The organism is Psychrobacter sp. MES7-P7E (genome assembly GCF_002863645.1).
Taxonomy (GTDB): domain Bacteria; phylum Pseudomonadota; class Gammaproteobacteria; order Pseudomonadales; family Moraxellaceae; genus Psychrobacter.
Window position 1 is genome coordinate 1 of the sequence record NZ_PJBU01000109.1, and the last position, 26,890, is coordinate 26,890.

At 43.4% G+C, this 26,890-nt stretch carries 20 protein-coding genes; 11 read left to right on the forward strand and 9 right to left on the reverse strand.

Annotation, left to right across the window (positions count from 1 at the left end; genetic code table 11):
- Nucleotides 1–672 (reverse strand): IS256 family transposase (locus CXF62_RS10330; RefSeq protein WP_145990554.1); only part of this gene is annotated, 672 nt, incomplete at its 3' end.
- Nucleotides 673–928: 256 nt separating this feature from the next.
- Nucleotides 929–1,483 carry a fasciclin domain-containing protein gene (locus CXF62_RS10335; protein WP_057758533.1) on the reverse strand — a complete coding sequence of 185 codons (555 nt, stop codon included), beginning with the start codon at nt 1,481–1,483 and terminating at the stop codon, nt 929–931.
- Between the two features lie 719 nt (nt 1,484–2,202).
- On the opposite strand from CXF62_RS10335, the gene metH reads away from it, so the two are divergent.
- The 3 genes from metH (at nt 2,203) to CXF62_RS10350 (ending at nt 9,146) form a co-directional block, all read left to right on the forward strand.
- Nucleotides 2,203–5,859, forward strand: coding sequence for a methionine synthase (gene metH, locus CXF62_RS10340; protein ID WP_371548439.1), 3,657 nt, complete (start codon nt 2,203–2,205; stop codon nt 5,857–5,859).
- A 208-nt stretch (nt 5,860–6,067) separates the two neighbouring features.
- A complete protein-coding gene (locus CXF62_RS10345) occupies nt 6,068–6,997 on the forward strand; it encodes a bile acid:sodium symporter family protein (protein ID WP_101204954.1) in 930 nt (309 codons plus the stop codon).
- Between the two features lie 613 nt (nt 6,998–7,610).
- Entirely contained in the window at nt 7,611–9,146 is a 1,536-nt protein-coding gene (locus CXF62_RS10350) for a hypothetical protein (RefSeq protein ID WP_102094280.1), read from the forward strand.
- Between the two features lie 81 nt (nt 9,147–9,227).
- Here the strand turns inward: CXF62_RS10350 and CXF62_RS10355 are convergent, their stop codons facing one another.
- The 6 genes from CXF62_RS10355 to CXF62_RS10380 all read right to left on the reverse strand — a co-directional run bounded on the left by CXF62_RS10355 (nt 9,228) and on the right by CXF62_RS10380 (nt 14,097).
- The gene (locus tag CXF62_RS10355) at nt 9,228–9,374 is read right to left on the reverse strand and encodes a DUF2256 domain-containing protein (RefSeq protein WP_102094281.1); all 147 of its coding nucleotides are present in this window, start codon (nt 9,372–9,374) and stop codon (nt 9,228–9,230) included.
- A 45-nt stretch (nt 9,375–9,419) separates the two neighbouring features.
- On the reverse strand, nt 9,420–9,581 hold the full coding sequence (locus CXF62_RS10360; RefSeq protein ID WP_082624551.1) for a DUF2256 domain-containing protein: 162 nt from the start codon (nt 9,579–9,581) through the stop codon (nt 9,420–9,422).
- A gap of 68 nt (nt 9,582–9,649) precedes the next feature.
- The gene (locus CXF62_RS10365; RefSeq protein ID WP_102094282.1) at nt 9,650–10,621 is read right to left on the reverse strand and encodes a PD40 domain-containing protein; all 972 of its coding nucleotides are present in this window, start codon (nt 10,619–10,621) and stop codon (nt 9,650–9,652) included.
- Nucleotides 10,622–10,981: 360 nt separating this feature from the next.
- Nucleotides 10,982–11,467, reverse strand: coding sequence for an META domain-containing protein (locus CXF62_RS10370; RefSeq protein ID WP_102094283.1), 486 nt, complete (start codon nt 11,465–11,467; stop codon nt 10,982–10,984).
- A gap of 400 nt (nt 11,468–11,867) precedes the next feature.
- The gene (locus CXF62_RS10375; RefSeq protein WP_102094284.1) at nt 11,868–12,974 is read right to left on the reverse strand and encodes a lipase secretion chaperone; all 1,107 of its coding nucleotides are present in this window, start codon (nt 12,972–12,974) and stop codon (nt 11,868–11,870) included.
- A 46-nt stretch (nt 12,975–13,020) separates the two neighbouring features.
- Nucleotides 13,021–14,097 carry an esterase/lipase family protein gene (locus CXF62_RS10380; RefSeq protein WP_102094285.1) on the reverse strand — a complete coding sequence of 359 codons (1,077 nt, stop codon included), beginning with the start codon at nt 14,095–14,097 and terminating at the stop codon, nt 13,021–13,023.
- A 298-nt stretch (nt 14,098–14,395) separates the two neighbouring features.
- On the opposite strand from CXF62_RS10380, the gene map reads away from it, so the two are divergent.
- Both map and glnD read left to right on the forward strand, forming a co-directional pair.
- Nucleotides 14,396–15,187: a type I methionyl aminopeptidase gene (gene map, locus CXF62_RS10385; protein ID WP_371548431.1), complete on the forward strand. Its 792-nt coding sequence runs from the start codon at nt 14,396–14,398 to the stop codon at nt 15,185–15,187.
- Nucleotides 15,188–15,426: 239 nt separating this feature from the next.
- A complete protein-coding gene (gene glnD / locus CXF62_RS10390; protein ID WP_102094286.1) occupies nt 15,427–18,183 on the forward strand; it encodes a [protein-PII] uridylyltransferase in 2,757 nt (918 codons plus the stop codon).
- A gap of 81 nt (nt 18,184–18,264) precedes the next feature.
- Here glnD and CXF62_RS10395 read toward each other — a convergent pair whose 3' ends face one another.
- On the reverse strand, nt 18,265–18,936 hold the full coding sequence (locus tag CXF62_RS10395; protein ID WP_102094287.1) for a hypothetical protein: 672 nt from the start codon (nt 18,934–18,936) through the stop codon (nt 18,265–18,267).
- Nucleotides 18,937–19,197: 261 nt separating this feature from the next.
- Between CXF62_RS10395 and dapC the strand changes: the two genes are divergently transcribed.
- The 6 genes from dapC to CXF62_RS10425 all read left to right on the forward strand — a co-directional run bounded on the left by dapC (nt 19,198) and on the right by CXF62_RS10425 (nt 26,853).
- The gene (dapC, locus tag CXF62_RS10400; RefSeq protein ID WP_102094288.1) at nt 19,198–20,427 is read left to right on the forward strand and encodes a succinyldiaminopimelate transaminase; all 1,230 of its coding nucleotides are present in this window, start codon (nt 19,198–19,200) and stop codon (nt 20,425–20,427) included.
- Between the two features lie 153 nt (nt 20,428–20,580).
- Nucleotides 20,581–22,530, forward strand: coding sequence for a DUF294 nucleotidyltransferase-like domain-containing protein (locus CXF62_RS10405; RefSeq protein ID WP_102094289.1), 1,950 nt, complete (start codon nt 20,581–20,583; stop codon nt 22,528–22,530).
- An 80-nt stretch (nt 22,531–22,610) separates the two neighbouring features.
- Complete coding sequence (locus tag CXF62_RS10410; RefSeq protein WP_185156644.1) at nt 22,611–23,216, forward strand: 3'-5' exonuclease; 606 nt, start codon at nt 22,611–22,613, stop codon at nt 23,214–23,216.
- 323 nt (nt 23,217–23,539) lie between these two features.
- Nucleotides 23,540–25,582, forward strand: a complete 2,043-nt coding sequence (locus CXF62_RS10415) for a D-alanyl-D-alanine carboxypeptidase/D-alanyl-D-alanine-endopeptidase (protein ID WP_228153217.1) — start codon at nt 23,540–23,542, stop codon at nt 25,580–25,582.
- A 63-nt stretch (nt 25,583–25,645) separates the two neighbouring features.
- Entirely contained in the window at nt 25,646–26,131 is a 486-nt protein-coding gene (locus CXF62_RS10420; RefSeq protein WP_102094291.1) for an ABZJ_00895 family protein, read from the forward strand.
- A gap of 185 nt (nt 26,132–26,316) precedes the next feature.
- The gene (locus CXF62_RS10425) at nt 26,317–26,853 is read left to right on the forward strand and encodes a DUF421 domain-containing protein (RefSeq protein WP_102094292.1); all 537 of its coding nucleotides are present in this window, start codon (nt 26,317–26,319) and stop codon (nt 26,851–26,853) included.
- Nucleotides 26,854–26,890: the final 37 nt, after the last annotated feature.

A 26,890-nucleotide genomic window follows, 5' to 3' on the forward strand; every position in this document is an offset into this window, starting at 1 on the left:
TACGCCACGGTTTTGAAGCTCGGTAAGAACACCTAGCCAGAACTTAGCGCCTTCATTTTCTGAGAGCCACATACCAAGCAGCTCTTTTTTACCGTTAAGGTTAACGCCTAGGGCTAAGTAAATGGCTTTGTTGATGATCTGCTTGTCTTGACGTATCTTCACGACGATGCAGTCTAGATAGACGATAGGATAAACACTGCTCAGCGGCCGGTTCTGCCAAGCAGTGATGTCCTCTAATATGTTATCGGTGACTCTTGAGACAAGAGAGCTTGAGATGTCGACATCGTAGAGCTCTTTAATGCTCTCTACGATCTCAGTGGTGGTTTGACCCTTGGCGTAAAGGAATATGATTTTATCATCGAGACCTGAGATACGGGTTTGATGCTTACTAACGAGTACAGGCTCAAAGTCACCATGACGGTCTCTTGGGGTGGATATCTCAAGCTCGCCTGTGTCGCTACGGACGGTCTTTTTAGTGTGCCCGTTACGCTTATTAGGTTTATCCGCCTTTTCATGTTTGGGGTAGCCGAGATGGTCTTCCATCTCAGCTTCAAGGGCAGTATCGATAAAGGATTGCATGAGCTGCTTTTGAAAGTCTTTGATGTCATCAAAGCTATTCATGCTACCAGCCATTTGCTCAGCCAGTTTCTTGATGTCAGTTTGCTTAGTCATTGCTTATTCTCCTGTTATTGGATTATAAGCAGTTACACAAAGTTTGGGAAAGGCCCATATCAGTTATTACGATTTTTCAGACAAAATGCTGTCGATTAACTATTTTCGGATTTTTACTTTAAAAATCTAACCTAAATAGGAATTTATATAGATAAAACTCTAAAGTCTAAAACAGCCATTGTCTGATAATGAAATCATCACAAACAATGGCTGCTTAGTCTTGCAATAAATACAGTTGGTATGCCTCAGTTAATACTTATTTAGGCAACAATACTCTATCGATTACATGGACGACACCATTGTTGGCAGCGATATCAGTCTTCACAATGTTCGTTGTGCGACCATTCTCATCCATCAATTTGCCTTCTTTGGTTACCATCAGCGTGTCTTTGCTTGCGGTCATGACGTTACCAGGCTTTACGTCTTTGGCATACATAGCCATATCACCAGCGACTACGTGATAACCCAATACTTTGGTCAATAGTGGCTTATTAGCAAATAACTGCGCTTTGGTCATGCCTGTTTCTTGCAATGCTTGCATAAAGGCAGCATTGGTCGGTGCAAACACCGTATAGTGGGCGTTAGGATCAGACAACATATCGACTAGACCTGCTGCTTGTACCGCTTCTACCAAGACTGAAAAATCAGGATTGCTTTGCGCAATTTGTACAACATTCATCTTAGCCATACTCTGACTGTGCATAGGTGCTTTCATATCGCCCGTCTTTGCTGGCATCATATTATTACAAGCACTTAGACCTGCAATTGAGATGGCCAATGTACCGATGGTGGCAATTTTAGTAAGTTTCATAACATTTTCCTTAATGATTTGAATTTCTTTGACGTTGGTATTGTTTCAACTATGATATTACTGTCTTACAGATCATCCTGCCTGCTAATGCCATTTGCTCACTGTACTGCACTGCTAATACCGATACTTTTGATACAAGTTATTGCTAATAAATGAGCCTATATTTATAAGTAGGACTTACTAAGACCTTGTATTTCTGAAATTAAATTAACATGTAAGCAATCTTTATCAACCTGACTTTGCGCAATTTTTTGTGGTATGGATGTAAATTCTGTCTGACTTCTGAGCATTCCCGTTGGCTTTCATTTGCAAAAGAAAAGCTTTATGTAAGCCCCTAGCGAAATGATATTCATTTGTGCGTATCTGCTTTATGAAATAGACTCTAATACCTTGCTTTGTTACTTAGCTCTTCTCTTATTTATCTATTACCAAAGAGGAATATGCAGTATCCCTATGTAGCAAACTTTTCATGCTAAAATAATGCAAATTTGCGGTCCTCTTCGTGAGACTCTGCACGCTACTGGTTTGTTATTCCTTCTTTTTTTAATAATTACGATATAAGCAGCACACCTATGATTCCAACGACGACCTCACCAACCGATTCTCATACCGATACCGCCTCTAACTCCTCATCCGCTAATGACTTTATATTAACGCCGCCTGCTGTATTTCCTTTTAAAGAACAGCAGCTAACTGCTCGTGCCCGTATCACTGAGCAGATGGCATCACGCATTTTGATGTTAGACGGTGCGATGGGTACGCAGATTCAGACCTATAAACTAGAAGAAACGGATTATCGTGGTGAGCGTTTTGCTGATATCGACCAAGATGTACGCGGCAACAACGACCTGCTGGTACTGACTCAGCCGCACATGATTAAAGACATTCATCACGATCATCTGCTAGCGGGCGCTGATATCATCGAGACCAATACCTTTAATGGTACGCGTCTGTCGATGGCTGACTATGATATGCAGTATCTAGTGCCAGAACTAAATAGGACAGCGGCCAAGATTGCTCGAGAAGCGGCGGATGAATTTACCGCAAAAACGCCTGAGAAACCGCGCTTCGTTGCGGGTGTTGTGGGTCCGACGTCACGTACGTGCTCGCTATCGCCTGATGTCAATGATCCTGCGTTTCGTAATATTACCTTTGATGAGTTGGTACTCAACTACCGTGAAGCGACCTTGTGCCTGATAGAAGGCGGTGTCGATATTATTTTGATTGAGACGATCTTTGATACGCTCAATGCCAAAGCGGCGATATTTGCAATCACTGGTGTATTCGATGATATTGGCTTTGAGTTGCCAATCATGATTTCAGGTACGATTACCGACGCGTCAGGTCGCACGCTATCAGGTCAAACGGCTGAAGCGTTTTATAACTCTATCCGCCATGCCAAGCCATTATCGGTTGGCTTTAACTGTGCGCTAGGTGCTGATGCGCTGCGCCCACATATTCAGACATTGTCAAATATCGCTGATACCTTTGTCTCTGCGCATCCAAACGCTGGTCTGCCCAATGAGTTTGGTGAGTATGACGAAACCGCTGAAGAAACAGCTGCCCTACTCGAAGGGTTTGCCAAAGCAGGTATCCTAAATATCGTGGGCGGCTGCTGTGGTACGACGCCTGAGCATATCCGTCAAATTGCTAAAGTCGTGGCGAATTATCCACCGCGTGTTATTCCTGAGATAGCGCCTGCCTGCCGACTATCAGGTCTAGAGCCATTTACCATCAATTCTGATAGCTTGTTCGTCAATGTTGGTGAGCGTACCAACGTCACAGGCTCCAAAAAATTCCTACGCTTGATTAAAACCGAAGCCTATACCGAAGCACTCGATGTCGCGCGTGATCAGGTCGAGGGCGGCGCGCAAATCGTCGATATCAATATGGACGAAGGCATGCTCGACTCCAAGCAAGCGATGATTCACTTCGTCAACTTGGTTTCAGGCGAACCAGATATCAGCCGTGTACCACTGATGATTGACTCGTCTAAATGGGACATTATCGAAGAAGGTCTAAAGCGTACGCAGGGTAAATCTGTCGTTAACTCTATCTCGCTAAAAGAAGGTCATGCTGAGTTCGTTGAGCGTGCCAAATTATGTATGCGTTATGGTGCTGCGATTATCGTTATGGCATTCGATGAAGACGGACAGGCTGACACTTACGAGCGCAAGATTGAGATATCTAAGCGCAGCTATGACGTACTGGTCAACGAAGTGGGCTTCCCTAGCGAGGACATTATCTTTGACCCAAATATCTTTGCCGTTGCCACGGGTATCACCGAACATAATAACTACGGTGCTGACTTTATCAATGCCACGCGCTGGATTACGGAGAACCTACCGAACGCGATGGTCTCAGGCGGCGTATCCAACGTATCGTTTAGTTTCCGTGGTAACCCAATCCGTGAAGCGATCAACTCCGTATTCTTATACCACGCGATCAAAAACGGCCTGACCATGGGTATCGTCAACCCAGCCATGCTTGAGCTGTACGATGATATTCCAAAAGAAGCCCGTGACGCTATCGAAGACGTCATGCTCAATCGCAATCAAGGTGAAACTGGTCAAGATGCGACTGAGCGCCTGATGACGGTCGCTGAAAACTACCAAGATGGCGGTAAGAAAAAAGACAGTACCGTCGATATGAGCTGGCGCGAAGGTACGGTAGAAGAACGTATCGCCCACGCACTGGTCAAAGGCGTGACCACCTTTATCGAAGCGGATACCAAAGAAGCGTGGGAGAAGTATCCTAAACCGCTAGAAGTCATTGAAGGGCCACTGATGGACGGTATGAATATCGTCGGTGACCTATTCGGTGCGGGTAAAATGTTCCTACCGCAAGTCGTAAAATCTGCCCGTGTAATGAAGCAATCGGTCGCATGGCTAAACCCGTATATCGAAGCGGAAAAAATCGAAGGCGAAGTCAAAGGTAAAATCCTAATGGCAACCGTCAAAGGCGACGTCCATGATATCGGTAAAAATATCGTCGGTGTGGTACTCGGCTGTAACGGCTATGATATCGTCGATTTGGGCGTCATGGTGCCATGTGAAAAAATCCTCGATACTGCCATCGCAGAAAAAGTTGATATCATCGGTCTGTCTGGTCTGATTACCCCAAGTCTCGATGAGATGGTCTATGTCGCCAAGCAAATGCAAGAGCGCGGCATGACACTACCATTGATGATCGGCGGTGCAACGACGTCGAAAGCGCATACTGCCGTCAAGGTCGAGCCGCAATATCAAAACGATGGCGTCATCTATGTATCGGATGCTTCGCGCTCAGTCGGTGTGGTGACCAAATTACTATCAAAAGAACACCGTCAAGCGCTCATCGATGAGACACGCGAAGAGTATGTCAAAGTGCGTGAGCGTCTGGCTAAGCGTCAACCAAAAGCTGCCAAAGTCACCTATGCCGAATCAGTCAAGATTGGCTTTCAGTATGATTGGGAAACCTATGTGCCACCAGTGCCAAATAAACTAGGACAAGTGATATTGGATGACTATCCAATCGCGAATCTGCTACCTTATATTGACTGGACACCGTTCTTTATCTCTTGGGGTTTGACTGGTAAATACCCGAAAATATTGCAAGATGATGTGGTTGGTGAAGCGGCTCGCGATCTATTTGAAAATGCAGAAGAGCTACTACAAAAGATGATTGATGAGAAATCAATCGTAGCCAAAGGGGTGTTTAAACTGATGCCCGCGCGCCGTACTGGCGCAGATACTGTGACTGTGTATGACGATGCGCCTGCTGATGGCGGCAACCCAACCTATCAGTTTGAACACTTACGCCAGCAAAGCGACAAGGCAAGTGGTAAGCCAAACTTTAGCTTGGCAGACTTTATCTCGCCATCAGAGACGCATACCGATCACTTGGGCGGCTTTACCGTCTCAATCGTCGGTACAGAAGCACTCGCTGAGCAATACAAAACAGCAGGCGATGACTATAATGCCATTATGGTACAGGCGCTGTCTGACCGTTTAGCCGAAGCATTCGCCGAACATCTACATGAGCTAATTCGTAAAGAATATTGGGGCTATCAGCCGACCGAGTCACTCACCAATGATGAGATGATTAAAGAGAAATATGTCGGCATCCGCCCTGCACCTGGCTACCCTGCCTGTCCTGAGCATACCGAAAAAGGCAAATTGTTTGACTGGCTTGGTACAGTAGATGCGATCGGTACGACTTTGACTGAAAGCTATGCGATGTGGCCTGCGTCATCGGTCAGCGGATTCTACTATTCACATCCTGACAGTGAATACTTCAACGTCGGAAAAATCAGTCGTGATCAGTTAGAGAGTTATGCTGAGCGTAAAGGCTGGGATATGAAAACAGCTGAGAAGTGGTTAAATCCAAATTTATAGTCGATTGGCTAATCAAGTGATAGAAATCTGATAGTTATTTTTTGGCTTACTCATTTAATATGGGTAAGCCATTTTTTATGGCAGTCTATTTTGCCCACCATCAGCAAACTTATCGCTACGTTCATAGCAAAATACTTTCATCATTTGCTAACAATAACCATGCTAGATTATTGTCTATTCTATTATTATTGTCTTTGTGAGATAGGCTATGAATCAGATTGCATTACTTTCTAGTTGGATTGGCAAAACTTTTGCAATTTGGGCATTGGTCAGTGCTGTTTTGGGATTTATTTTTCCTGAATTTTTTGCCTCGTTGGCTTTTTTAATCGTTCCCATACTTGGCATCATTATGTTTGGGATGGGCATGACACTCAAAACGGAAGATTTCCTAGAAATTGTCAAACGACCAAAGCCTGTACTGGTAGGGCTATTAGCACAGTTCACGCTCATGCCTTTGATCGCTTACCTATTAACGGTCATCTTCAACCTTGATCCTTTAATCGCAGTCGGTGTTATCTTGGTAGGTTGTTGCCCGGGTGGTACTTCTAGTAATGTGATTACGTTCTTAGCCAAAGGTGATGTGGCATTGAGTGTGGCGATTACCTCTATCTCTACCCTGCTTGCGCCTTTTCTGACCCCGATTCTATTAAATGTGTTTGCTGGTCAGCTGATCGACATCGACCTAGCCAGTATGATGATGACCATTACGAAAATCGTTATCTTGCCCATATTACTGGGTGTTATCTTTCATAAGTTTCTGGGTAAAAAGATCGAGTTCGTCACCGAGGTATTACCGATGGTGTCGGTATTGGGTATCTCTATTATTATAGCGGCAGTGGTGGCAGTATCTAAAGCGACTATTCTAGACAGCGGTGCTATCGTATTTATCGTGGTTGCCTTACATAATATGATGGGTTATACCTTAGGATATGTAATCGCTCGTTTGTCCGGCTTTACGGAGAAACAACGCCGCGCCATTATGGTAGAGGTAGGCATGCAAAACTCTGGTCTGGGCGCTGCCCTTGCGGCAACTTATTTCAATCCTGTCGCGGCCTTACCTAGTGCGATATTTAGTGTCTGGCATAACTTTAGTGGCGCGTTGGTTGCGAATATTTTTGCTAAAAGAGATGCTAAGTAAGCCATAGTTTCTCTTATTTGCATTCAAAGAGTAAACATTTCAATGTCGGTAAGACAAGCTGCGATCAGTTAGAGAATTATATGTCGCGTAAAGACTGGGACATGAAAACGGCTGAGAAGCGGTTAAATTCGAATCTATAAAACTAGATGATTTATTATGCAATGATTTTCTGAAAAATACATGTAGCTATAGAATTTAAATATACCATCTCCTCTATCTATTTCATGCCATAAAAAATGTAGTAGAAAAAGTGATGGTATTTTATTGTGTATATTTTATACCTTCTAAATATATATTATTACCACTCACTATCTCACACCTATGAATATCCAAAACAGAAAGCTCTCTCAATCAGTCCTACTTGTAGGATTTCGCTAACCAATTTAGTTTTAATAATTCCCTTTTTCTTTCGTGTCCCACTCCTTTGATAACCAACTTTCCTATTTCACTCATTTAAAAAATACTTTTTGGATTGGATTAACCAAAAAATGTTTGATATATTCGTAAATAACAATTTATATATTCTTTATTTAAAATATAATAATAAGGGGGTGTGGGGCACTGATATTTGAGCTAAGTAAGATTTTATCTTTTAAATCAAGGAGCGATAAAAATGAAATCATTTAAACTAGCACTATTAGCCATAACAACTGCACTCATTTTACAAGGATGTGGTGAAGACTCTGATTCTGATGAATCACCAACATCGCCGCCTGATCAACCAGATATCACACAACCTGATCAGCCGGATATCGATACCGAAATCGTTGGAATGTGGAGTAGCGACGATGCTGGTAACGACTTATCAGTGATTGTCTTTACAGATGACGGTAATTATGTACAGACTCAAGTCAATGCCAGTCGCTCAAAGAGTGACCCTGAAAATGGTATGGAGTCAGGAACGTATAGCATTGATAGTAAAACAGGTAAACTCACCGCTACACCTATTTTTGACAAGAACGGTAACGCTGGATTATCAGACGCTCCCAATCCCTCTGCTAAAGTAGTGAATGGCAAGCTTATCCTCGAAGTCGATGAAAACGACAATGGTATCATTGATAGTAATGAAATCTACAGATTCTCAGAGGTCAAACCTGAAGGCATCTTAGGATCTTGGAGCTTTGATAATGCCGATGAAGATGAACTAGTCGGAGTGGCTTTCTTAGAAAACAATACTTATATCTATGTGCAAGTGGATGACACTGGTTTAACCAGCAATCCCGAAAATGGCATGGAATGGGGTACTTATGCTATCAACACTACGACTAAAGCGTTAACAACCACACAGTTTTATGACGACAATGATGGAGTTGGATTATCAGAATCGCGTACCCGTTACGCGCGTGTGACTGGTGACACCGATCTTACCATTGAGGTTGATAACAATCAAAACGGGGTAATAGACGATAACGAGAAGTTTATGTTCTCAAGAAACGGGTCTAGTACCGTTGTAGACTCCAAAATGCTCTCAGGGCTGTGGCAAATGAAGCAGGGTAACGAAGAGCTAGTAAGCTTATCCTTTTTAGACGATGGCACTTATGTACAAACCCAAGTGACTGGCCCTACTTCATCAAGAAATGAAGACAATGGTATTGAGTGGGGTAAATACTCTTTAAAAGCCAATGATGAATTGGTCATTGATAAAATTATTTATGACGCTAACGACGATTCTGGTTTGTCAGATGATGTGCTAAGAACGGTGCAAGTCTCTGGTGATACACTGACGTTAGGTGTAGACGATAACGACAATAAGATCATAGACGATAATGAGTCCTTTACATTCGTTAAAGCCAAGTCCGAAAATGAGTTAGGTATCTGGAAGGCACAAGCAGGTCAGTTAGATGACGAGCTTGTATTGGTCGGATTCTTAGATAATCAGACTTTTTTCCATATCGAAGTGGATGAAAAGCCGCCTTTTGACGATGATACTGTATCACCCTCTGGTATGGAATGGAATCTCTATACTTTAGGTAACAATGATCTATTTACTCTTGGACAATCACTGTATAGCGATGGTGATGGTGATTTATCATTTTTTTATCAGATGAACGTTAAAGTCGTGGGTAACACACTCACCTTTAACGGCTATGAAGATCAGATGGAAGTACAAAATGACGATGGTGAAACGGTAGTTTTTGATCGTCAGTAACTATCAAACAACCCTAGAAAAATAAAAGCATATAAATAAAGTTCAGCTTATCCATTGATGGGCTGAGTTTTTTAATTTGGGTTAATCACTTTTCACTTTACCCCGCCGACACCGCTCAGAACAATAAATCACCTGCTCCCAATCCTTCTCCCACTTTTTACGCCACGTAAATGGGCGTTGGCAGATGGGGCAAGTTTTTTGCGGTAGATTTACTTTTTTATGTGCCATTATTTGCTCCCATCTACTTCTAACTATTTGTATTGTGGTGACATCTTACTTTTGATGATCCAGTCCTTCGTACTTTTTAACACGGCGACATTGGTCTGAGCAATAGACCATGCTCTCCCAGTTTTTATCAAGCTTCTTAGTCCAACTAAATTCGCGCTCGCAGACAGGGCAAAGTTTTTTGCGGACATTCTTCTTTTTGTGCGCCATACTTTTTTATCCTCAGATTTATCTTATTTTTGAATTAAGTATTAGAATTTCGATATGCGTTTAATACACTAACGACCCCATATCGGTGAGCGTACGACTCCACCATTTTGACCGCTAATGGCATAGCTGATATTACCTGACAGCGAATGGATAACTAGACTACCACCATTTTGGCTTGCTACTTGCCCGCCCACATTCAAACGGCGAGTTGGATAGACGGCATAATTGCCAGAGGGAGATAGACGTGCGGGTTCATCAAGCCCTGTTTCTGCCAAGTTGACCACTTGCCCAGTCATCAAGGTCATGACAGCCGCCTTGCGACCATTTAGATAAGCCATACGCTGACCATCTAAGCTAAGCTGAGGACTGGCCACATACCCATTTGTTGATACAGTTGTCGCATTGCCCGTAGCGAAGTCATAACGATAAATTCGCGGTCGTCCAGCACGGACTTTATCACTGGTATAGACAAAGCTCTTGCCATCGGCAGCATAACTGGGCTGTACCTCTGTACTCGGCAGAGTCGTTAACTGCTGGGTATTACCATCACTCAGACGCATCTTATAGATATCAGCATTACCACCGACAGTAGAGCTATAAAGCAAATCTTGACCATCGGGTGAAAATGACGCTGACATATTGCTGCCTTCAGCATTTACCACTAGGTTGCGCGTATTGCTACTACGATCATAAATATAAATTTTGGGATGCTCACGCGGGGCTTGTTTGCTATAGGCAAGCAGTTGTCCGTCTGCCGACCATGCTGGCGCATAGATATAGCCATTAAGCTGATCAATTAGCTGACGAGCGCTACCGTCAGGACGAATGCTATAGAGGGTCGATACTTTTGCCGTACCTGCGCCCTGCTCTTCTACATAGGCAATGTATCCTCGGCGATCAATAACTGGCATACGTGCAGTCAGCGGATTGGTCTCGACTGTACTGGTTGGCTTTTTTACTGAAGTATTAGGTAATGTCTGACAGCCAGTGAGGACGGTAACTATAGCTATCGTAGTAATGACTTTTATGGTTTCAAACATAGCGCGGTATCCAATAGATCCTAATGATAAAAGTATTGTGAATAATTAAAAAACTATCGTCACTGTTGCAGACTCAACGCCATAGATAATATCTTACGATATCAAAGGTATTATAGGGTTATGGCTCTAGTGTAGCCTAAACTGAGTCAAACTTTGGATAAAAAAATGCCCCACTTGATAGCGAGGCATGTTGCGTTTCAAGAAGAGTAGCTTTAAATAAGTAACTTTAAATAAGTAACTTTAAATAAGTAACTTTAAATAAGTAACTTTAAATAAGTAACTTCAGACGAGCAACTCTAGAAAAGTAGTTACAATTGTTTAAGTTTACGAACCAGTCAAACTGTTTACTCAATTATTAAGCTACTTCGCAACGGCTTTAAAATAAGCGACTTGATCATTATTTTTAATAGTCAAAATAGGCACATTGTTGGCATTCTTACTAAGGCTATATTTACCTTTTACAGTAGCTAAGGCAGCAGTATCAAAGCTAGCTTGCGGTTCAGGACATGCCATCATAGTACTGATGCCGTTTTTAATCTCGACTTCACCATTTGCAACGCTATATCCAGCGCCCATGCTATTACAGGTATTCATAAATGCCACGTAATCTCTACCGTTATCATTCATAAAATTTAAAGTTAATGGCTTGGCTGGGTCAAAAAATAGCTGCGTTACTTTATCACCATTGCTACGTTTGGCATCAACGAGCTGCCAGTTGTGCGCTTGCAAGATATCTGCAGTGATTGGTTGGTTAACTGGCGCAGGTAAACTCGTCGTCTGGCAACCCGCAGCAAGTGTACCAACTGCCAATGTCGCGGCCATCATTACTTTAGTCATGTTCTTCATTTCAACTCCTCGCTTTATTACACCCGATACTTTTACTAAACACACTATCTGCTTGAGCCCTCAGCGCTAATAGACAAACGATAAGCTCTAATAAACATAGTAAAAGCTCGGACTTATTATGATTCATTTATTGTTTTATTTAATGCTCTAAACAATGACATTATTGTGCATAACTCACAGGAAGGTGTCATCATAAACTGGGTAGTTATTCGGAATACGTTTTGTACTACTTTGCAAATATCTAGCTACTTGCTCTTGCCAGTACCTAAATGAGCTGCTAACTATAATTTTGCTCACTCTGTCCATCCGTATCAACGATGGTTATTGATTGTTATTGATTGTTATTGATTGTTATTGATTGTTATTGACGATAACTATTGATGATAGCTAGTGACAGTAATTATGGATTATTGGCAGCTTGCTGTCGTTGCAATGCCGCATAGCCATCCAGACGCTTACGCTCAGTATCATTAAATAATTGCTGTTCAAGCTGATTGATTTGAATTTGCGCTTGGGCGGCATCGACACCTTGGATTAATAAGCGATTTTTTTGAGTTTCATACTGGGTGAAGCGTTGGTCAAAATTAGCGTCTTCTTGATCTACTTGTGCCAGCCTTTCTGCTGCTGGTGCGCCTACTAGCTCTCGGCGCATATTATATAACTCCTCGGGCGTTGCACCGCGAGCTTTCATCTGTTCAGTGCGAGTCATCAACTCGCTAATATTGGCTTGTTGCATGATATTGCTTTTAGTAGCATTCTCTGGCAATCGACTAATATAGTCCTGACGGGCAGCTTGTTTCTGTGCGTCAGACATTTGCTTATTTTGGTCAATTCTGACCATCTCTATACTATAACTATCGTAATCATCCTCTGCGCCAAAAAATGCTGTAATAGTTTGCTTATCAAAGTACTGCTGACGTAGATTAGCGATGTCTTGTTTTTGTTGGGCAACTGCGTTCAAATCTAGCTCACCACTTTTGGTCGCCTGTAATTGCAGATTGCCGTAGCGCTTCTCTATCTCAGGAAGTGCTTTAAGGTAAGCAACATATTGATTAAAAATAGTGACCGCTTGGCTAGCGGCAGGCTCTGGTGTGTGATGGCGAATATAACTCTCCACACGGGCAAATATAACCGCTTCCTCTTCCTCACCTAGGGCTGATAGAAAATAATCAAACAAACGCCGCAGACCTTCAGTGACGACCAACTGTTTATTTTCATCGATGATGATTTCACCATCAATCTGGGTACCCTTTAATGAGCGTGGTAAATTTTCTAATCCTGTGACAAATTGAGACTGGCTGGGTGGCGTTGTAGCTTTCACGACTTGTTCCGCAGCCAACTCAGTTGTCACTGATTCGTTAGTCTCATTATCGGAGACGGACGGTTTGATTGAAGCTGAATTTACATCATTACTAGGCTTGAACCACAAAATAACCGCCGCTGTGGCAATGATAACCACAGCGATGATAGCAATTGTTGCATAGGTTGGACGGCGGTTATTTGACATAAACGATATTTCTCAATTAATGAGCATTCTTGTTTTGTAGTTCAGCTTATAGGTTGGCGTTTTTCAGACGGTTTACCTGAGTACGATAGATAGATTTTGGCTCAGACTCTCCCCATGCCGTCAGACCCAAGACTTGATCAGCGGAATCCAAATGGTTCATTCTATAATTATCACGAATCACATAGCCAAGACGACTTGAGCAAGCAGATACCAATCCATCGTTAGACTCACCTGCAAACGGTACGCCCGTTGCGGCTAATAGATAATCGCTAGGATCAAGTGCGCTCGTTATTTGCCCAACGCCACTAAACGAATAGTATTTGATGCCATTGACCACCGTACTAGTCGGTTGACCACAGTAGTTTTTGGGCATTGCTGCAGGAAATTTGGCATTGAACTTAGCAGCACCATCGGTCGATAGAGCCACGAGCGCTTGCCAGCCATCTTGTTGTTGAATTTGATTGAAACTGATACCAGAACCAATATCTGTAAAGCCACCGATCAGATTAAACACGCCTGATACTAGCTGGGTGGTGACATTAGATGGCTGTCCAGAAGTATTATTTGGCTCAAGGACATCTTTAACAAAATCAGCGGTTTTTGATCCTTGCTCTGGGCTTGATACCGCGGTTACTGAAGCCACGTACTTTGGCGCGACGCCAGCGACATAACGGATATCTATACCGCCCTGACTGTGTCCAAACAAATTAACTTTAGACTCACCTGAAATCGCGGCAATGGTCTTGACCTGTTGTAGCAGTTGCTCACCTCGAACTTCGCTGTTATTGACCGCTGACGTTTTGGTGGTATATACCTCTGAGCCACCTTTCATCAAGTCTTCTGGAATACCGTTAAAATAGTCAATGACTCCAAATAGCGTTGTGAAGCCGCCAAGCCCGTGTGCTAAGACGACCGGATATTGAGTTTTAGTGTAACTAGAAGTGAAATATTTACTGTCCACCAACTTGCAACCGTTAGCATTGGCACAATTATAGTATTGTCCTGCAGCTTGAGCAGAAGTGGTTTGCATGGTCATTAGAAGCACACCAGCACTGATTGAACCCAGTATTGGTAACAATGTCTTTGGTGTGAGAGCTGCACGAATGTACAAAGAAAGCGTCATAACAACATCCTTGTTATCATTGATTTGGTTATTTTTACTGCACAACTACAGTAAAAATTGCTGCTAATTCCGTTAGCAGGCAAAATTACATTACTTATATATCCTGCAACATTCAACTAATTTGTCAAAATATGAATATATTAGTCTGACTAATGAGTCATATAAGCCCTTACCAAGCTGTAAAGCAATTATTTTCAATGATAATGATAGGTACACTATCACTTAACGTAAAAGTGTCACTAGTACGTTTATGGTATAATCTATCCACAATGAACCCATAATTATAAGATATACGATGATGACTAAAAAATCCCTTATCCAGTCTCCAGAAGCCATAGAAAAAATGCGTGTGGCCGGTAAACTCGCTAGTGATGTCCTTGTCATGCTCGACGAGCATGTCAAAGTGGGCGTCAGTACCGAAGCACTCAATCAGATCGCCCATGACTATATTGTTAATGTGCAGCAGGCTATCCCTGCCCCACTTAACTATAATGGTTTTCCAAAATCTATCTGTACCTCAGTCAACCATGTTGTCTGTCACGGTATCCCAACTGAAAGCAAGCTGCTAAAAGATGGGGATATTATCAACATCGATGTGACTGTTATCAAAGACGGTTACTATGGCGATACCTCAAAAATGTGGATCGTCGGCAACGGCTCTATCATGGCACAGCGTATTTGCAAAGTGGCGCAAGATGCCCTTTACGCAGGTATGAGCGTGGTCAAGAACGGTGCACGCCTAGGTGATGTTGGCGCTGCTATTCAGGCCGTTGTCGAGCCTGAGCGCTTTAGTATCGTTCGCGAGTTCTGTGGTCATGGTATCAGTGATGAATTCCACCACGAGCCACAAGTCATGCACTATGGCAAAAAAGGCACTGGTTTTGAGCTAAAAACAGGCATGACGTTTACCATCGAGCCTATGATTAACCAAGGCACGTGGCAGACTAAGATTTTACCTGATGAGTGGACGGCGATTACTAAAGACCGTAAATTGTCTGCTCAATGGGAGCACACCATGGTCGTAACAGACAATGGCTGTGAGGTATTTACCACTCGCCCCGAAGAAGATTTAAGTTTTTTGACGCAGTAGTACAATCAAAGATCGCTTAGGCGGTCTTTTTTTTGGTCTTTAATTAGGGCATATTGAGTATTGTGCTTATAGGCGCTTTGTCTTTATACTCAGATGACCTGATAACTTCTATTGATATATTTATCAGCACTTTTATTGATACATGCTATTCGTGACTTTTATTAGCCATCGTCATATTAGATGCCCAATAGCGCTCAGCTCAAACGTTCTATTTCTAAACTCTTAACTGGATAACACTCATGTTTAATTGTGATATCGCCTCTGTTGATTTGACGCCTTTACCGATACTACCAAGTGAGGTGGCGACAGACTCATCCCCACTGTCAGCCAAAAATGTGACAGACAAGAATCTACTTGGCATTCCTGAATGGTTGGCACAAATCAACGACGATATCAGCCGCTCACTAGAACGTGGTACTAATATTCGCCAACTGGTTGCAGCACGTGCTTGCGCTATCGACAGCCTATTGATTGCATTATTCAAATGGTTTGAGTTGGATAAGACTGATTTGGCGTTTTTTGCGACTGGTGGTTACGGGCGCGGTGAGCTATCGCTTTATTCAGACATCGATATTTTGCTACTGTCTCCTGGTGAAATAGGTGCTGATGCCAGTAGTAAAATTGACAAACTGGTCGCTCTACTATGGGATATAGGACTAGAGCCTGCGCTCTCTGTACGTAGTGTCAATGATGCGCTAGAGGCCGCGCTTGATCATACGATTGCCAGTGCTCAGCTAGAGGCTCGACTCCTAATTGGTAATGAAGCATTGCAAGACATGCCCGCTCAAATCGTCAATAAACAGTGGTCTCCGCGCGCATTTTTTGATGTAAAAATGGAAGAGTCCAAAGCGCGTTACTTGCAGCACAATGCCACCGAGTACAACCTTGAGCCCAATATCAAAACAGCGCCAGGTGGGCTACGTGATATCCATATCATCGGCTGGGTCACTAAGCGTTATTTTCGCGTGAGCAAGCTATATGATTTAGTTCAACAGAACTTTTTGACCGAAAAAGAATTTGATGAGTTAAGTTTTGCAGAAGGCTACTTATGGCAAATTCGTCATTACTTACATGTACTGACTGGCCGTAATGAAAACAAGCTGTTGTTTGATTATCAGCGTGAGATCGCTCAGCTAATGGGCTACGAGACCCAGCCTGATGACCAGCCTAATGCTGCGGTCGAACGGTTTATGCGCGACTATTATCGCTGTGCGATGCAGATATCAACACTGTCTGAGATGCTGACCAATCATTATTATGAAACGATCATAGAGCCGCAGCTGCCTGACGATGAACGTCCAAAAAAACAGCCTATAAATGCGCGATTCAATCGTATTGGCAACCAGATTGCCATTGCGCATCATCGAGTGTTTGCACAGCACCCAGAGTCTATCTTAGAGATGTTTTTATTGATGGGTCAGCACGGCATCGACAAAGTTCGTACCCATACTTTGCGCGCACTCAAAATTGCCGCACGCGGCATCGATCAGATATATAGAGACAATCCTACTCACAAAGCGTTGTTTTTATCGAATCTAAAAGAACAGAACTACTTGTTTCATCGTCTACGTACCATGAATCGCTATGGAGTATTAGGTAACTACATTCCTGCTTTTGCGCAAGTTACTGGCCTCATGCAATATGACTTGTTCCATCGTTATACAGTAGATGCGCATACCTTGTTTTTGATTAGAATCTTGCATCGATTTACAGATCCAGCCTTTCAAGAAGATTTTCCGCTAGTCAGCTCTATCTTTCAGCGTATCGAGCGTAAAGAGATTTTGGTACTGGCAGCGATGTTCCATGATATTGCTAAAGGCCGTGGCGGTGACCATAGTGAGCTTGGTCAAACTGAATCGATTGAGTTTTGTTTATCGCATGGTATGAGCTTGGCGGATGCGAACTTAGTAGGCTGGCTCACGCGCTATCACCTTCTTATGTCGATTACTGCACAGAAAAAAGATATCTCAGACCCTGAAGTGGTGACTATTTTCTCTGATCTCATCGGTAACGTGACTCATCTAAACCATCTGTATGTACTGACGGTGGCTGATATGAATGCGACCAACCCACAGCTATGGAATAGCTGGCGGGCAACCCTCATGAAACAGCTATACTCACAAACTCGGCGCATCTTGCGCGCTGATATCGATGCGCCCACTAATCGTCAAGATATGATTAGTGCCACACGCAAGCAAGCGTTGACGATGCTAGATAATGTCAACAACCAACATATGAATCGCGATGAAGTATTGCGTCTATGGGATGACTTGGGCGATGAGTATTTCTTGCGAGAAATTGCAGAAGATATCTTATGGCATACTGAAGCTATTTTGAATCACCCACCGATTGGATTGGCCTCTAATGCTGATAGTCCACCGTTGGTCGTTTTGCGTGAACATCGCGAATTGGCACTTGATGCAGTACAGGTATTTGTTTATACCCAAGATCAGATGAACCTATTTGCCGTTACCATGGCAGTGTTTGATCAGATGAATCTTGATGTTTTAGATGCACGTATTATCACAGCGACCCGTGACTTTGCTTTGGATTCTTATGTATTGCTAGATCCTAGTGGCACATTGCTGGTCGATGAGGAGAGCCAACAAGAGCTAAAACAACGCTTAATTGATTCGTTCAAAGACCCTACTGTACTTAAACTGACGAACAAGCGTATGCCGCGTCAATTAAGACACTTTGAAGTGAAAACGGTGATTAACTTTGAGTTCAATGAAGCATCAGGCCAGCACATCATGAGCTTAGAAACGCTTGATCAGCCAGGGCTATTGGCGCGAGTTGGGCAAGTTTTCTTGCAAGAGCAAATCGAAGTACATGCTGCGCGTATTACTACTCTAGGTGAGCGTGCTGAGGATATGTTTTATATCAGTGATCAAAACGATAAGCCACTCTCACCTGATAGACTGGAAGCATTAAAGGAAGCGCTATTAGCCAGTCTTACCGTTCAGAAAGAGCATAATAGCGTAATATATTTTTGATACGGCTAGATAGTTTTGGTTAGCCATTATTTTGAATATTAACTAGCAAAAGTAGTCTGATAGTCATCATAGAAGTACGTTTTATAACGTACTTCTATAAGTTATCTCGCTAGCATGTTCGTTCAATTCATCGTCAGCAAGATCTGGCGGCAAAACACCTACTTCAGGTGGCTGCTGCTCCATGATTAATCGTCCAGCATCGACTTCTTTTTGTAGCAGGCATTGCAAGCTTGCTAGGTGAAACTGTCCGTCTAGATAATCATCTAACGCTTCCAAAGAGATAGGCGACTTGGCATGTACATCAGGATATAGGCTATCCTCTGCCAGAATAATCATCTCATTGAGCGCCTCTTCGCGCATTAGCTCGTCGTTGTCTATTTTGCGCTGGAGTTTGTTTTCCAATTGGCCTTTAGCAGCAAGTGCGCTGACAAAAAATATGGTCTGTATCACAAATAAAGAGACGTATTGCCATAGCGGTAATGAGATACCGAATATATTATTGAGCAGCATCAAGGCCATTGCCACTACCACGTAGCCGACTAATTGCCACAACAGCCACATAATTAGGCTGTTTTCACCATACCAAAACATTTTCTTTTCTTGACGCTCGATCAGTTGCTGGCGCGCTTGCCACCAGCTCTGTTCACGCTCTTTGAGCAGCTTATACAGGTTAGAACGCTGCAAACTGTTATCAAGTTTTTCATCATTGATATCTTTAGCGATGAGATCATCATTATTTAGCACACTAGACATATCAAACTATCCTTAAAACGATCTACCACGTTTGTGATGTAGTCATTCTTTATTTTGTTATAGGTTATAAATTATGAAAGGTTCAAAAGACTTTTTGGCGACTACCTATTTGGTAGTCATACAATGAATAGCTTACGCTTGGTAAATACCTATTCACGATATAAGAAGAAAAGGACAAAAAATTAGAGAAGTGCTACACTGCTCTAATGTAAATTTTCTTTATAACTTTATTATTAATTGTCTATTATAGTTATCACACTTATGAATCACAACTTAAAGCATCTCCATCCTTATCCATTCGCAAAGATGGCAACCTTGCTTGCCGATAGCAAGCCTGCCAACGGTTACAGTGAAATAAAGCTCGGTATTGGTGAGCCAAAACATGAGCCTCCTGCATTTGTGCTGGACGTCCTACGCGAAAACTTGGACAAAATAAGTCGTTATCCAACAACAAACGGTATGTTTGAGCTGCGCCAAACCATCGCCCACTGGTTAGAGAAGCGGTTTTTTCTAAATCACGTCGATGCCAATACTCAAGTATTACCCGTGATGGGTACGCGTGAAGCGATTTTTAGCTTCGTACAAGCAGTCGTTGATCATGATGTAGCTGACAAAAAGAGCAATGCTCCAGCGTCTAACACATCGCCTACGGTTGTCATGCCCAACCCGTTTTATCAGATATATGAAGGCGCAGCGATACTGGCACAGGCAACACCTTACTTTGTCCCTTGTACATCAGATAATGACTACAAAGGTGACTATCGCGCGGTACCAAAAGACGTTTGGATGCGCACACAGCTCTTGTTTGTCTGTAGCCCAAACAATCCAACAGGCGCGGTCATGACAATGGATGATTGGGAATACCTCATTCGTCTGTCAGATCAGTACGGTTTTATTATTGCCAGTGACGAGTGTTATAGCGAACTGTATTTTGATACAGCTCCGATTGGATTGCTCCAAGCCTGTGCGGCCCTTGGTCGCCGTGATTTCAAAAACTGTATCGTGTTCCACTCTCTATCCAAACGTTCAAACCTACCGGGTTTGCGCTCTGGATTTGTGGCTGGTGATGCCAAAATTTTGCAGGCTTATTTGCAATATCGTACTTACCAAGGTTGTGCGATGCCGATACCACATCAGCTCGCCTCTATCGCTGCGTGGCAAGACGAAAAACACGTCGCTCATAATCGCGCGCTATACCAAGAAAAGTTTGCCCTATGGATGTCTGAGCTTGGGGAATTGCTAGAGTTACGTATGCCTGATGCTGGGTTTTACTTTTGGGTCAAAGTGCCTGAGCAGTTCGATGGTGATGATGAAATCTTTGTCAAAGCGCTGTATGAGCAAGCCAATATTCATGCATTGGCAGGACGTTATTTGTCACGTGAAGTTGATGGTCATAATCCTGGACAAGGTTATGTGCGTATCGCTCTGGTCGCGAGTGTCGATGAGAGCCGAGAAGCAATCAGTCGTATCCGCCAATTGTTAGGTGCTTAAAGCTAATTAGAAAAATCTAATGTAGCTGGAATAAATGTCGCAGTAGCAAAAAGCCTCCAATAACCACAATATAAATAGGGTTATTGGAGGCTTTTTGTTTTATTAATGCTATAGTAAAGTCTCTACCGAAAATATGCCATCAAGGATGATGCCGTGCCCCATCTTGACTTTAGCCAACCGCCCTTTGACGTACTGAGCTTAGCCGAGCGTCAAAGCATTAGAAAAAACACACAAATACGCTACCTTGCCAAAAACGAGAGCTTGCCTGCAGAAGAACTGCAATGTCTATATGTGGTCATCAAAGGGCAAATCGAGCAATCACTAGATGGTGAGTTTGTCGCGTCCTATGTAGGTAGCAATCATGCTGACGGTCTGAACAATAATGATTGGTTTGATAGCCGCCGCCTACCTGAATCACTTACCAAGGATAATCAGCTAGAGCATGAAAGTACACCTATACAGCCCTATCAATTCCGCGCCAATGAAGAAACGTTACTGCTCCAAGTCTCTGGCACTGCTATCGATAAAATCAGCGCGCAAAATCATCTGGTACGCCAAATGCTATCAGACAAGTTGCCTGAACGATTAAAAGCATTGCGCCAGCGACGTCATAATAGAACGCTAGAGCCTGCCAGCTACACCAACCAACAAGAAGTACAGCAGATCATGCTACAACCAGTGATAGATATTCATCTGTTGCCAGTGCATATCGTCGATGCCAATGACAGCTTGTACGAAGCGGCCCGCATCATGACCAAAGCTGGATTAAAACATGTACTGGTCCAACCGCTACATGGCTTAAGTGGCTCACAAACAGCGCAACATGAGACAAGATTACTTTTAGGGATTTTGACCGATACTGATATCTGCCGCGCGGTGAGTGACAGACAAGATCCAGCTATCACCCCTTGCCAGCGCTATGCAAATTTTAATCTACGTACGATCAAAGCCAGTGATGAGATTGGCGATGCGCTGCTGACCATGACTCGCTATCGTATTCATAGGCTGCCAGTCATTGATAAGAGTGGCGATGTCGTCGGTGTGCTTGGGCAAAGTGATATGCTCGCGCACATTGGCCATCACTCACAGCTGATTAGTATTCAAATCGAACAGGCACAAGATCTATCGAGCCTAGATACTGCTGTTGAGCTGATCGGTCGCTATATTCGTGCACAGCATCATAATGGTGTCAAAATCGGCAATATCAGTCGTATGGTACAGACGCTAAATGCGCAGGTATTTACCAAACTATGGCAGCTAATCGTACCTGATGAAGTGATGGCCAATACTTGCCTAATCGTTATGGGTTCAGAAGGGCGCGGTGAGCAAATCATGCGTACCGATCAAGACAATGCGCTCATCATTCGTGATGGCTATACGCATCCTGACCTAGCACAGTTCGCTGATACTTTTAATAGCCATTTAGCAACGCTTGGCTACCCACTGTGTGATGGTAATATCATGATGACCAATCCTATGTGGCGACAACCGCTCAAGCAATTCACTGCGCAAATTGGCCTATGGTTTAGGAACTCTGACCCGATGCATGGTATTTACTTGTCTGCGATACTAGATGGTGAATACGTCTGCGGCGATGAGTCACTGCTCACACAAGTACGTCAGCACTTAGAACTTGCTCATCAACAAGCAGATCCTATGTTTGTCAGGCAGTTTGCACGGGCAGCGCTACAGTTTGGCGATGTTAATCAATGGTGGCAGAAGTTTGTACCTTTACTAGGTGGTAAATCAGCATCATCCGATATTGACCTAAAAAAAGCTGGTATCTTTCCCTTGGTTCATGGTATCCGCACTTTAGCATTAGAAAACAATGTGCTCGATGTGCCTAGTACCAAGGCGCGTTTAAAGGCTCTGGTACAGGTTGATGCTATGACTCAAGAACGTGCCGATACTTTACTAGAAGCGCTAGAGTTTTTTATGGCGCAGCGCTTATCTGTGGCCCTCTCAACCGACGATAAGCATGCACGGCAAGTAGATCCAACGACTTTGACCGCACTTGAACGCGACCTGCTCAAAGAGTGTCTGGCCGTGGTCAAAAGCTTTAAAAATCAGTTGCGTCAACACTATCAACTAGAAATCGCATAAATGTGGCAGTCTTAATATAGAGACTTCATAAATAGAGAAATTTTATAAATACAAAAATAATATATAGATGAGCGATTAATATGAGCTGGTTACAGCAGTTATCTTGTGCTTGGCAAAAGACGCAATTGCAGCGTCCAGAGCTGGCCTCAATGTTTACGACACCTTCGGCTGAGCAGTGGGTGGCGATTGATTGCGAGATGACAGGGCTGAACCCCAAGAAGCATCACCTGCTGTCTGTAGCAGTGATACATATTAATGGCAATACCATCGACACAGGTAATGGTATGCATTTGGTTTGCAGTCCTCCTGTAATGCCAGACCGCGACACTATTGTCATCCATGGCCTACGTACCGCCGACGTTGAACATGGCATGAGTTACGATGACATGTTGGCACTACTACTACCATTCATAGGTAATCGACCAATCGTTGGATTCTGTACACAGCTAGACATGGCTTTTTTGAATCCTTTGGTTAAACGCTATATGGGAACCCCGCTACCAAACGAAGTCATAGATTTGCGTCATCTGTACAGTCGGCGTATCAGTGGTCACACACAAGGGCTTTCTGGCCAAGCCCAACATCTGACTCGCATATTAGCCCATTACAATATTCCTGAACTGGGCGCGCATGATGCTTATAACGATGCTGTTATGACGGCGATGGCTTTTTTACATGTGCGTTAGCAGCAAGTCATGCTCTCAGTTCAATCTATAGTTAGCGTTAGTTATCTAAATAAGGGCGTCATTATCGCTAGGGCGTGTCCTCATTTTGAAAATGGTGATAAAAATGAAGTAAATGGTAGTCAAACAAGGAAAGGAGTACAGATAATATCGAGATATTAGCCAGCTACTTGACGCAGTTTGGCAAAGATTTAGCCATTTTTAGCCCATTTAAATTTTATTGTTCAGATTGATGACACGCCCTAAAATTGTGCTGCTGGCATCGTGCGCGAAAACAGCAACTCATGTTACCATAGGCTGTTTTTGCCACCTGATGAAAGATGCTCATGCGATACCCTTCTAAACGCCGTCATTACTCTACTGCTGCAACCAAAATTGATACGCTTTGTCGTCATTTGCGACCGCTGAACCAACCTAGTAAACGTCTATCTAGGTTAGCGTTATTGGCAGCAGTTATAGTAGCGCCAATACATGCTCAAGCCGTGTTACCAGCAGCCATTCAAAAAGCCTTGGCACGTGCCGATTTGACAGAAGCGGATATCAGTATCGTTATTACACCTGTAGGTGACAAGACTGCCAGCCGTCTGCCTGCTCCTATTCAAGTCATTGATAGTGATGAACCTGACAGCCAATCTGCAACTACTATAGTATCTGAGCATCCAGTTACGAACGCCTCTACGGATACAAGTACCAGCGACCCGAGCCACCAGAACGTCTTAATTACCATAGAGCAGCGCACTATTGAGAAGCACGAGCGAAAGATACATACCTATACCGATGACCCTTATACTTATCAGAGCGTAGAGAGCATTCCAACGGTTATTCCTGACGAACCTCAGCATACGCTTGATCAGAATGCCAAGGCCCAAGATACTGAGAGCAATAATAAAGCCTCTATAAAGATTTCATTTTCGCCTTTGCTAGATCACCAGTCTGACATCCCTCGTACGCCTGCAAGCACCATGAAACTCGTGCCTAGCTTTATCGCTTTGGACACTTTAGGGGCAGATTTTGTGTGGCATACACGGGTTTATCACACAGGTATTGTCATCGGCAACCGTCTACATGGTGACTTGATTATTCAAGGTAGTGGCGACCCAAAAATGACCCACGAGCGTTTAAAGCAGTTACTGTATAAAGTGCAAGCATCCGGTATTCGTCATATCGATGGTGACATCATCATCGACAGCGCAGTTTTTAACAATGTTAGTAAAGATCCTGCCGCCTTTGACAACTCACCTCTACGCCCTTATAACGCCAGCCCTGATGGGTTTTTGGTTAACTTTAGCACCATTGGTATCAAAACTTACCCTCAAGATAATGGCCAAGCAAGTGTGACCTATAAGCCGCGGTTAGCCAACTATCAGCTGCCTGCTACAATCAATACCCGTGCAGCCAGTTGTGGGCAAGCAAGCTATAGCCTAGCGCCGCAGTGGCAAAACACGCAGCTCGTATTAAATGCCAGTCTGCCAGAGAGCTGCGGTGAGCATGTCTTTTACGTGGCATATCCTAATGCCAAAGAGTTTGCCGCACACGTCATCGCTGCCAAATGGCAAGCGTTGGGGAATACTTTGAGTGGGCAGGTCATCTCACAAGAAACCCCTTACGATATGACCAAGACGACAAAACGAGCGCACGGCCTTACGGCTATCGCGATGTCTCCTCTACCTATGGTCAGCTATCCGTCGTTGAATTTAACCGAGCAGATTCATGACATTAACCACTTCTCAAACAATGTCATGGCTGAGCAAGTCGCGCTATCTATAGGCGCTTACGATAAAGGAAGGCTGACTCATTCAATACCTTCTAGTACAACTGCGACTAGTCCAAGCAGTCATGAAGCCAGTGCTAGTAACGAGATGGATAACAAAGTAGCGGCTGTTAAATCTAGTGGCAAAAAGTCTGATAGCTTATATCAGTTTGGTAAACCTGCTACGACAGACTATCCAGCAGCCTTACAAACCATCAATCAATGGTGGCAAACCAATCTCAGTACACCACCGCCTCACTTGACCAATGGCTCAGGACTCTGCCGTGAGTGTACTATCACTGCCGCCAACCTAAGCGAGCTACTGACTTACGCTTATAGTCGACCAAATTTCGAAGCCTATGTCGACTCGTTAGGGGTCGCTGGGGTTAGTGGTACTATTGCCGCCCATAGCGATCGCTTGCCTGAATCAACAGCCACTGGCCGCGCATGGATAAAAACTGGCACGTTAAATAACGTCACTTCAATGGCAGGTTATGTCAAAGGACTGTCAGGACAGGATTACGTTGTCGTTGGTATAATTAATACTAATCAAGCATTAAATCCTTATGCAGCGCATCCTGTGTTAGATGCCATGCTCGACTGGACGGCACAGCGCTGATTTTAACGCTTTAAGACGTTGTATCATCCATACTCTATTTTTTACCTTTATAAAGGTTAGCTTATGTTACGCCAGACAACCAGTCTCAACAAACCTCAGACGCTTACACAAGTGCAGCCTAAACTGGCTCGATATATTGGTTTTTTTGCGATTGGATACACGCTTGCCAGTACCATATTTATGATGATACAGACCAAGCTTGCGCTCAATCCACAATTGGTCATGGTGGTTTCTATTATCGTGGGTGCTTATATCGCTGTCAGTAAATTTATCAAACATCAGAAGCGAGCATTAGCGCGAGATGAGATTAATAAATTGATGTTAGGTGGGGTTGTGACTGTCTGGATGCTGACTGTCATTTATTTTTCAGCCATCTGGTTTTGGCTGTTTGATACGATAAGCCGTGAGGTATTGTTTGAGATGGCGATGCAGCGTCCACTGCCCCTGCTTTCATCACTAATGCTAATGCTGGTTCTCACTCTAGTCAGTGCGCGAATCAGTCTATGGTCTATCAATCGATTATTAGACCCTATACGCAAATCAACGTAAGTACAAACCATCATCTACAAGGTGCTACAAAGTTTTCCCCTGCTAATGCGTAAAATCCGTTAGGCTAAGTTTAGGGCGTGTCATTATTTTAAGAATAGTATTAAAAATGAGACAAAGTAAGATGCGCCCTAGTAAGTAGTATTTTAGCGATGACTTGTTTTACCTTTATAATAGGAGCGAACATTATGGACATGATCTTTTTTGATAACATAGACAAGCTTGGTCGTATTGTTTTGACGACTGTTATGGTTTACGTGTTGATCGTGACAGTCACCAAAGTCTCTGGCAAACGCTCAACGTCACAGCTCAACAACTTCGATTGGATCGTTACGGTCATGATCGGCTCGTTGGGTGCCAGTACGATTTTGCTCAAAGACATTCCCTTTGTTGAAGGGGTGTCTTCTATTTTAGTATTGTACCTATTGCAATTTGTGGTTACCAAATATGCGTCTGTTTCACCGCAATTTAGTAACTTTATTTTATCAGAGCCGCGTATCGTTTTTTATCAAGGGCAATTTTTGCCAGATGCCATGCGTGATGAGCGTTTGACGCGTCAAGAAATCGAATGTGCCATGCGTTCTGAAGGGATTAATAGTTTTGATGATGTCGAAGCTATTGTTTTTGAGTCTGATGCAAAATTGACTGTCATTCCAAAGCCAAGCCAAGCGGACGATCAAAGCGCAAGTAGCAACGTATCAGAGACGATTAACCCTCTGATGTAAATTGCAGACAATGAAGAACGAGCGATACAACTATTAA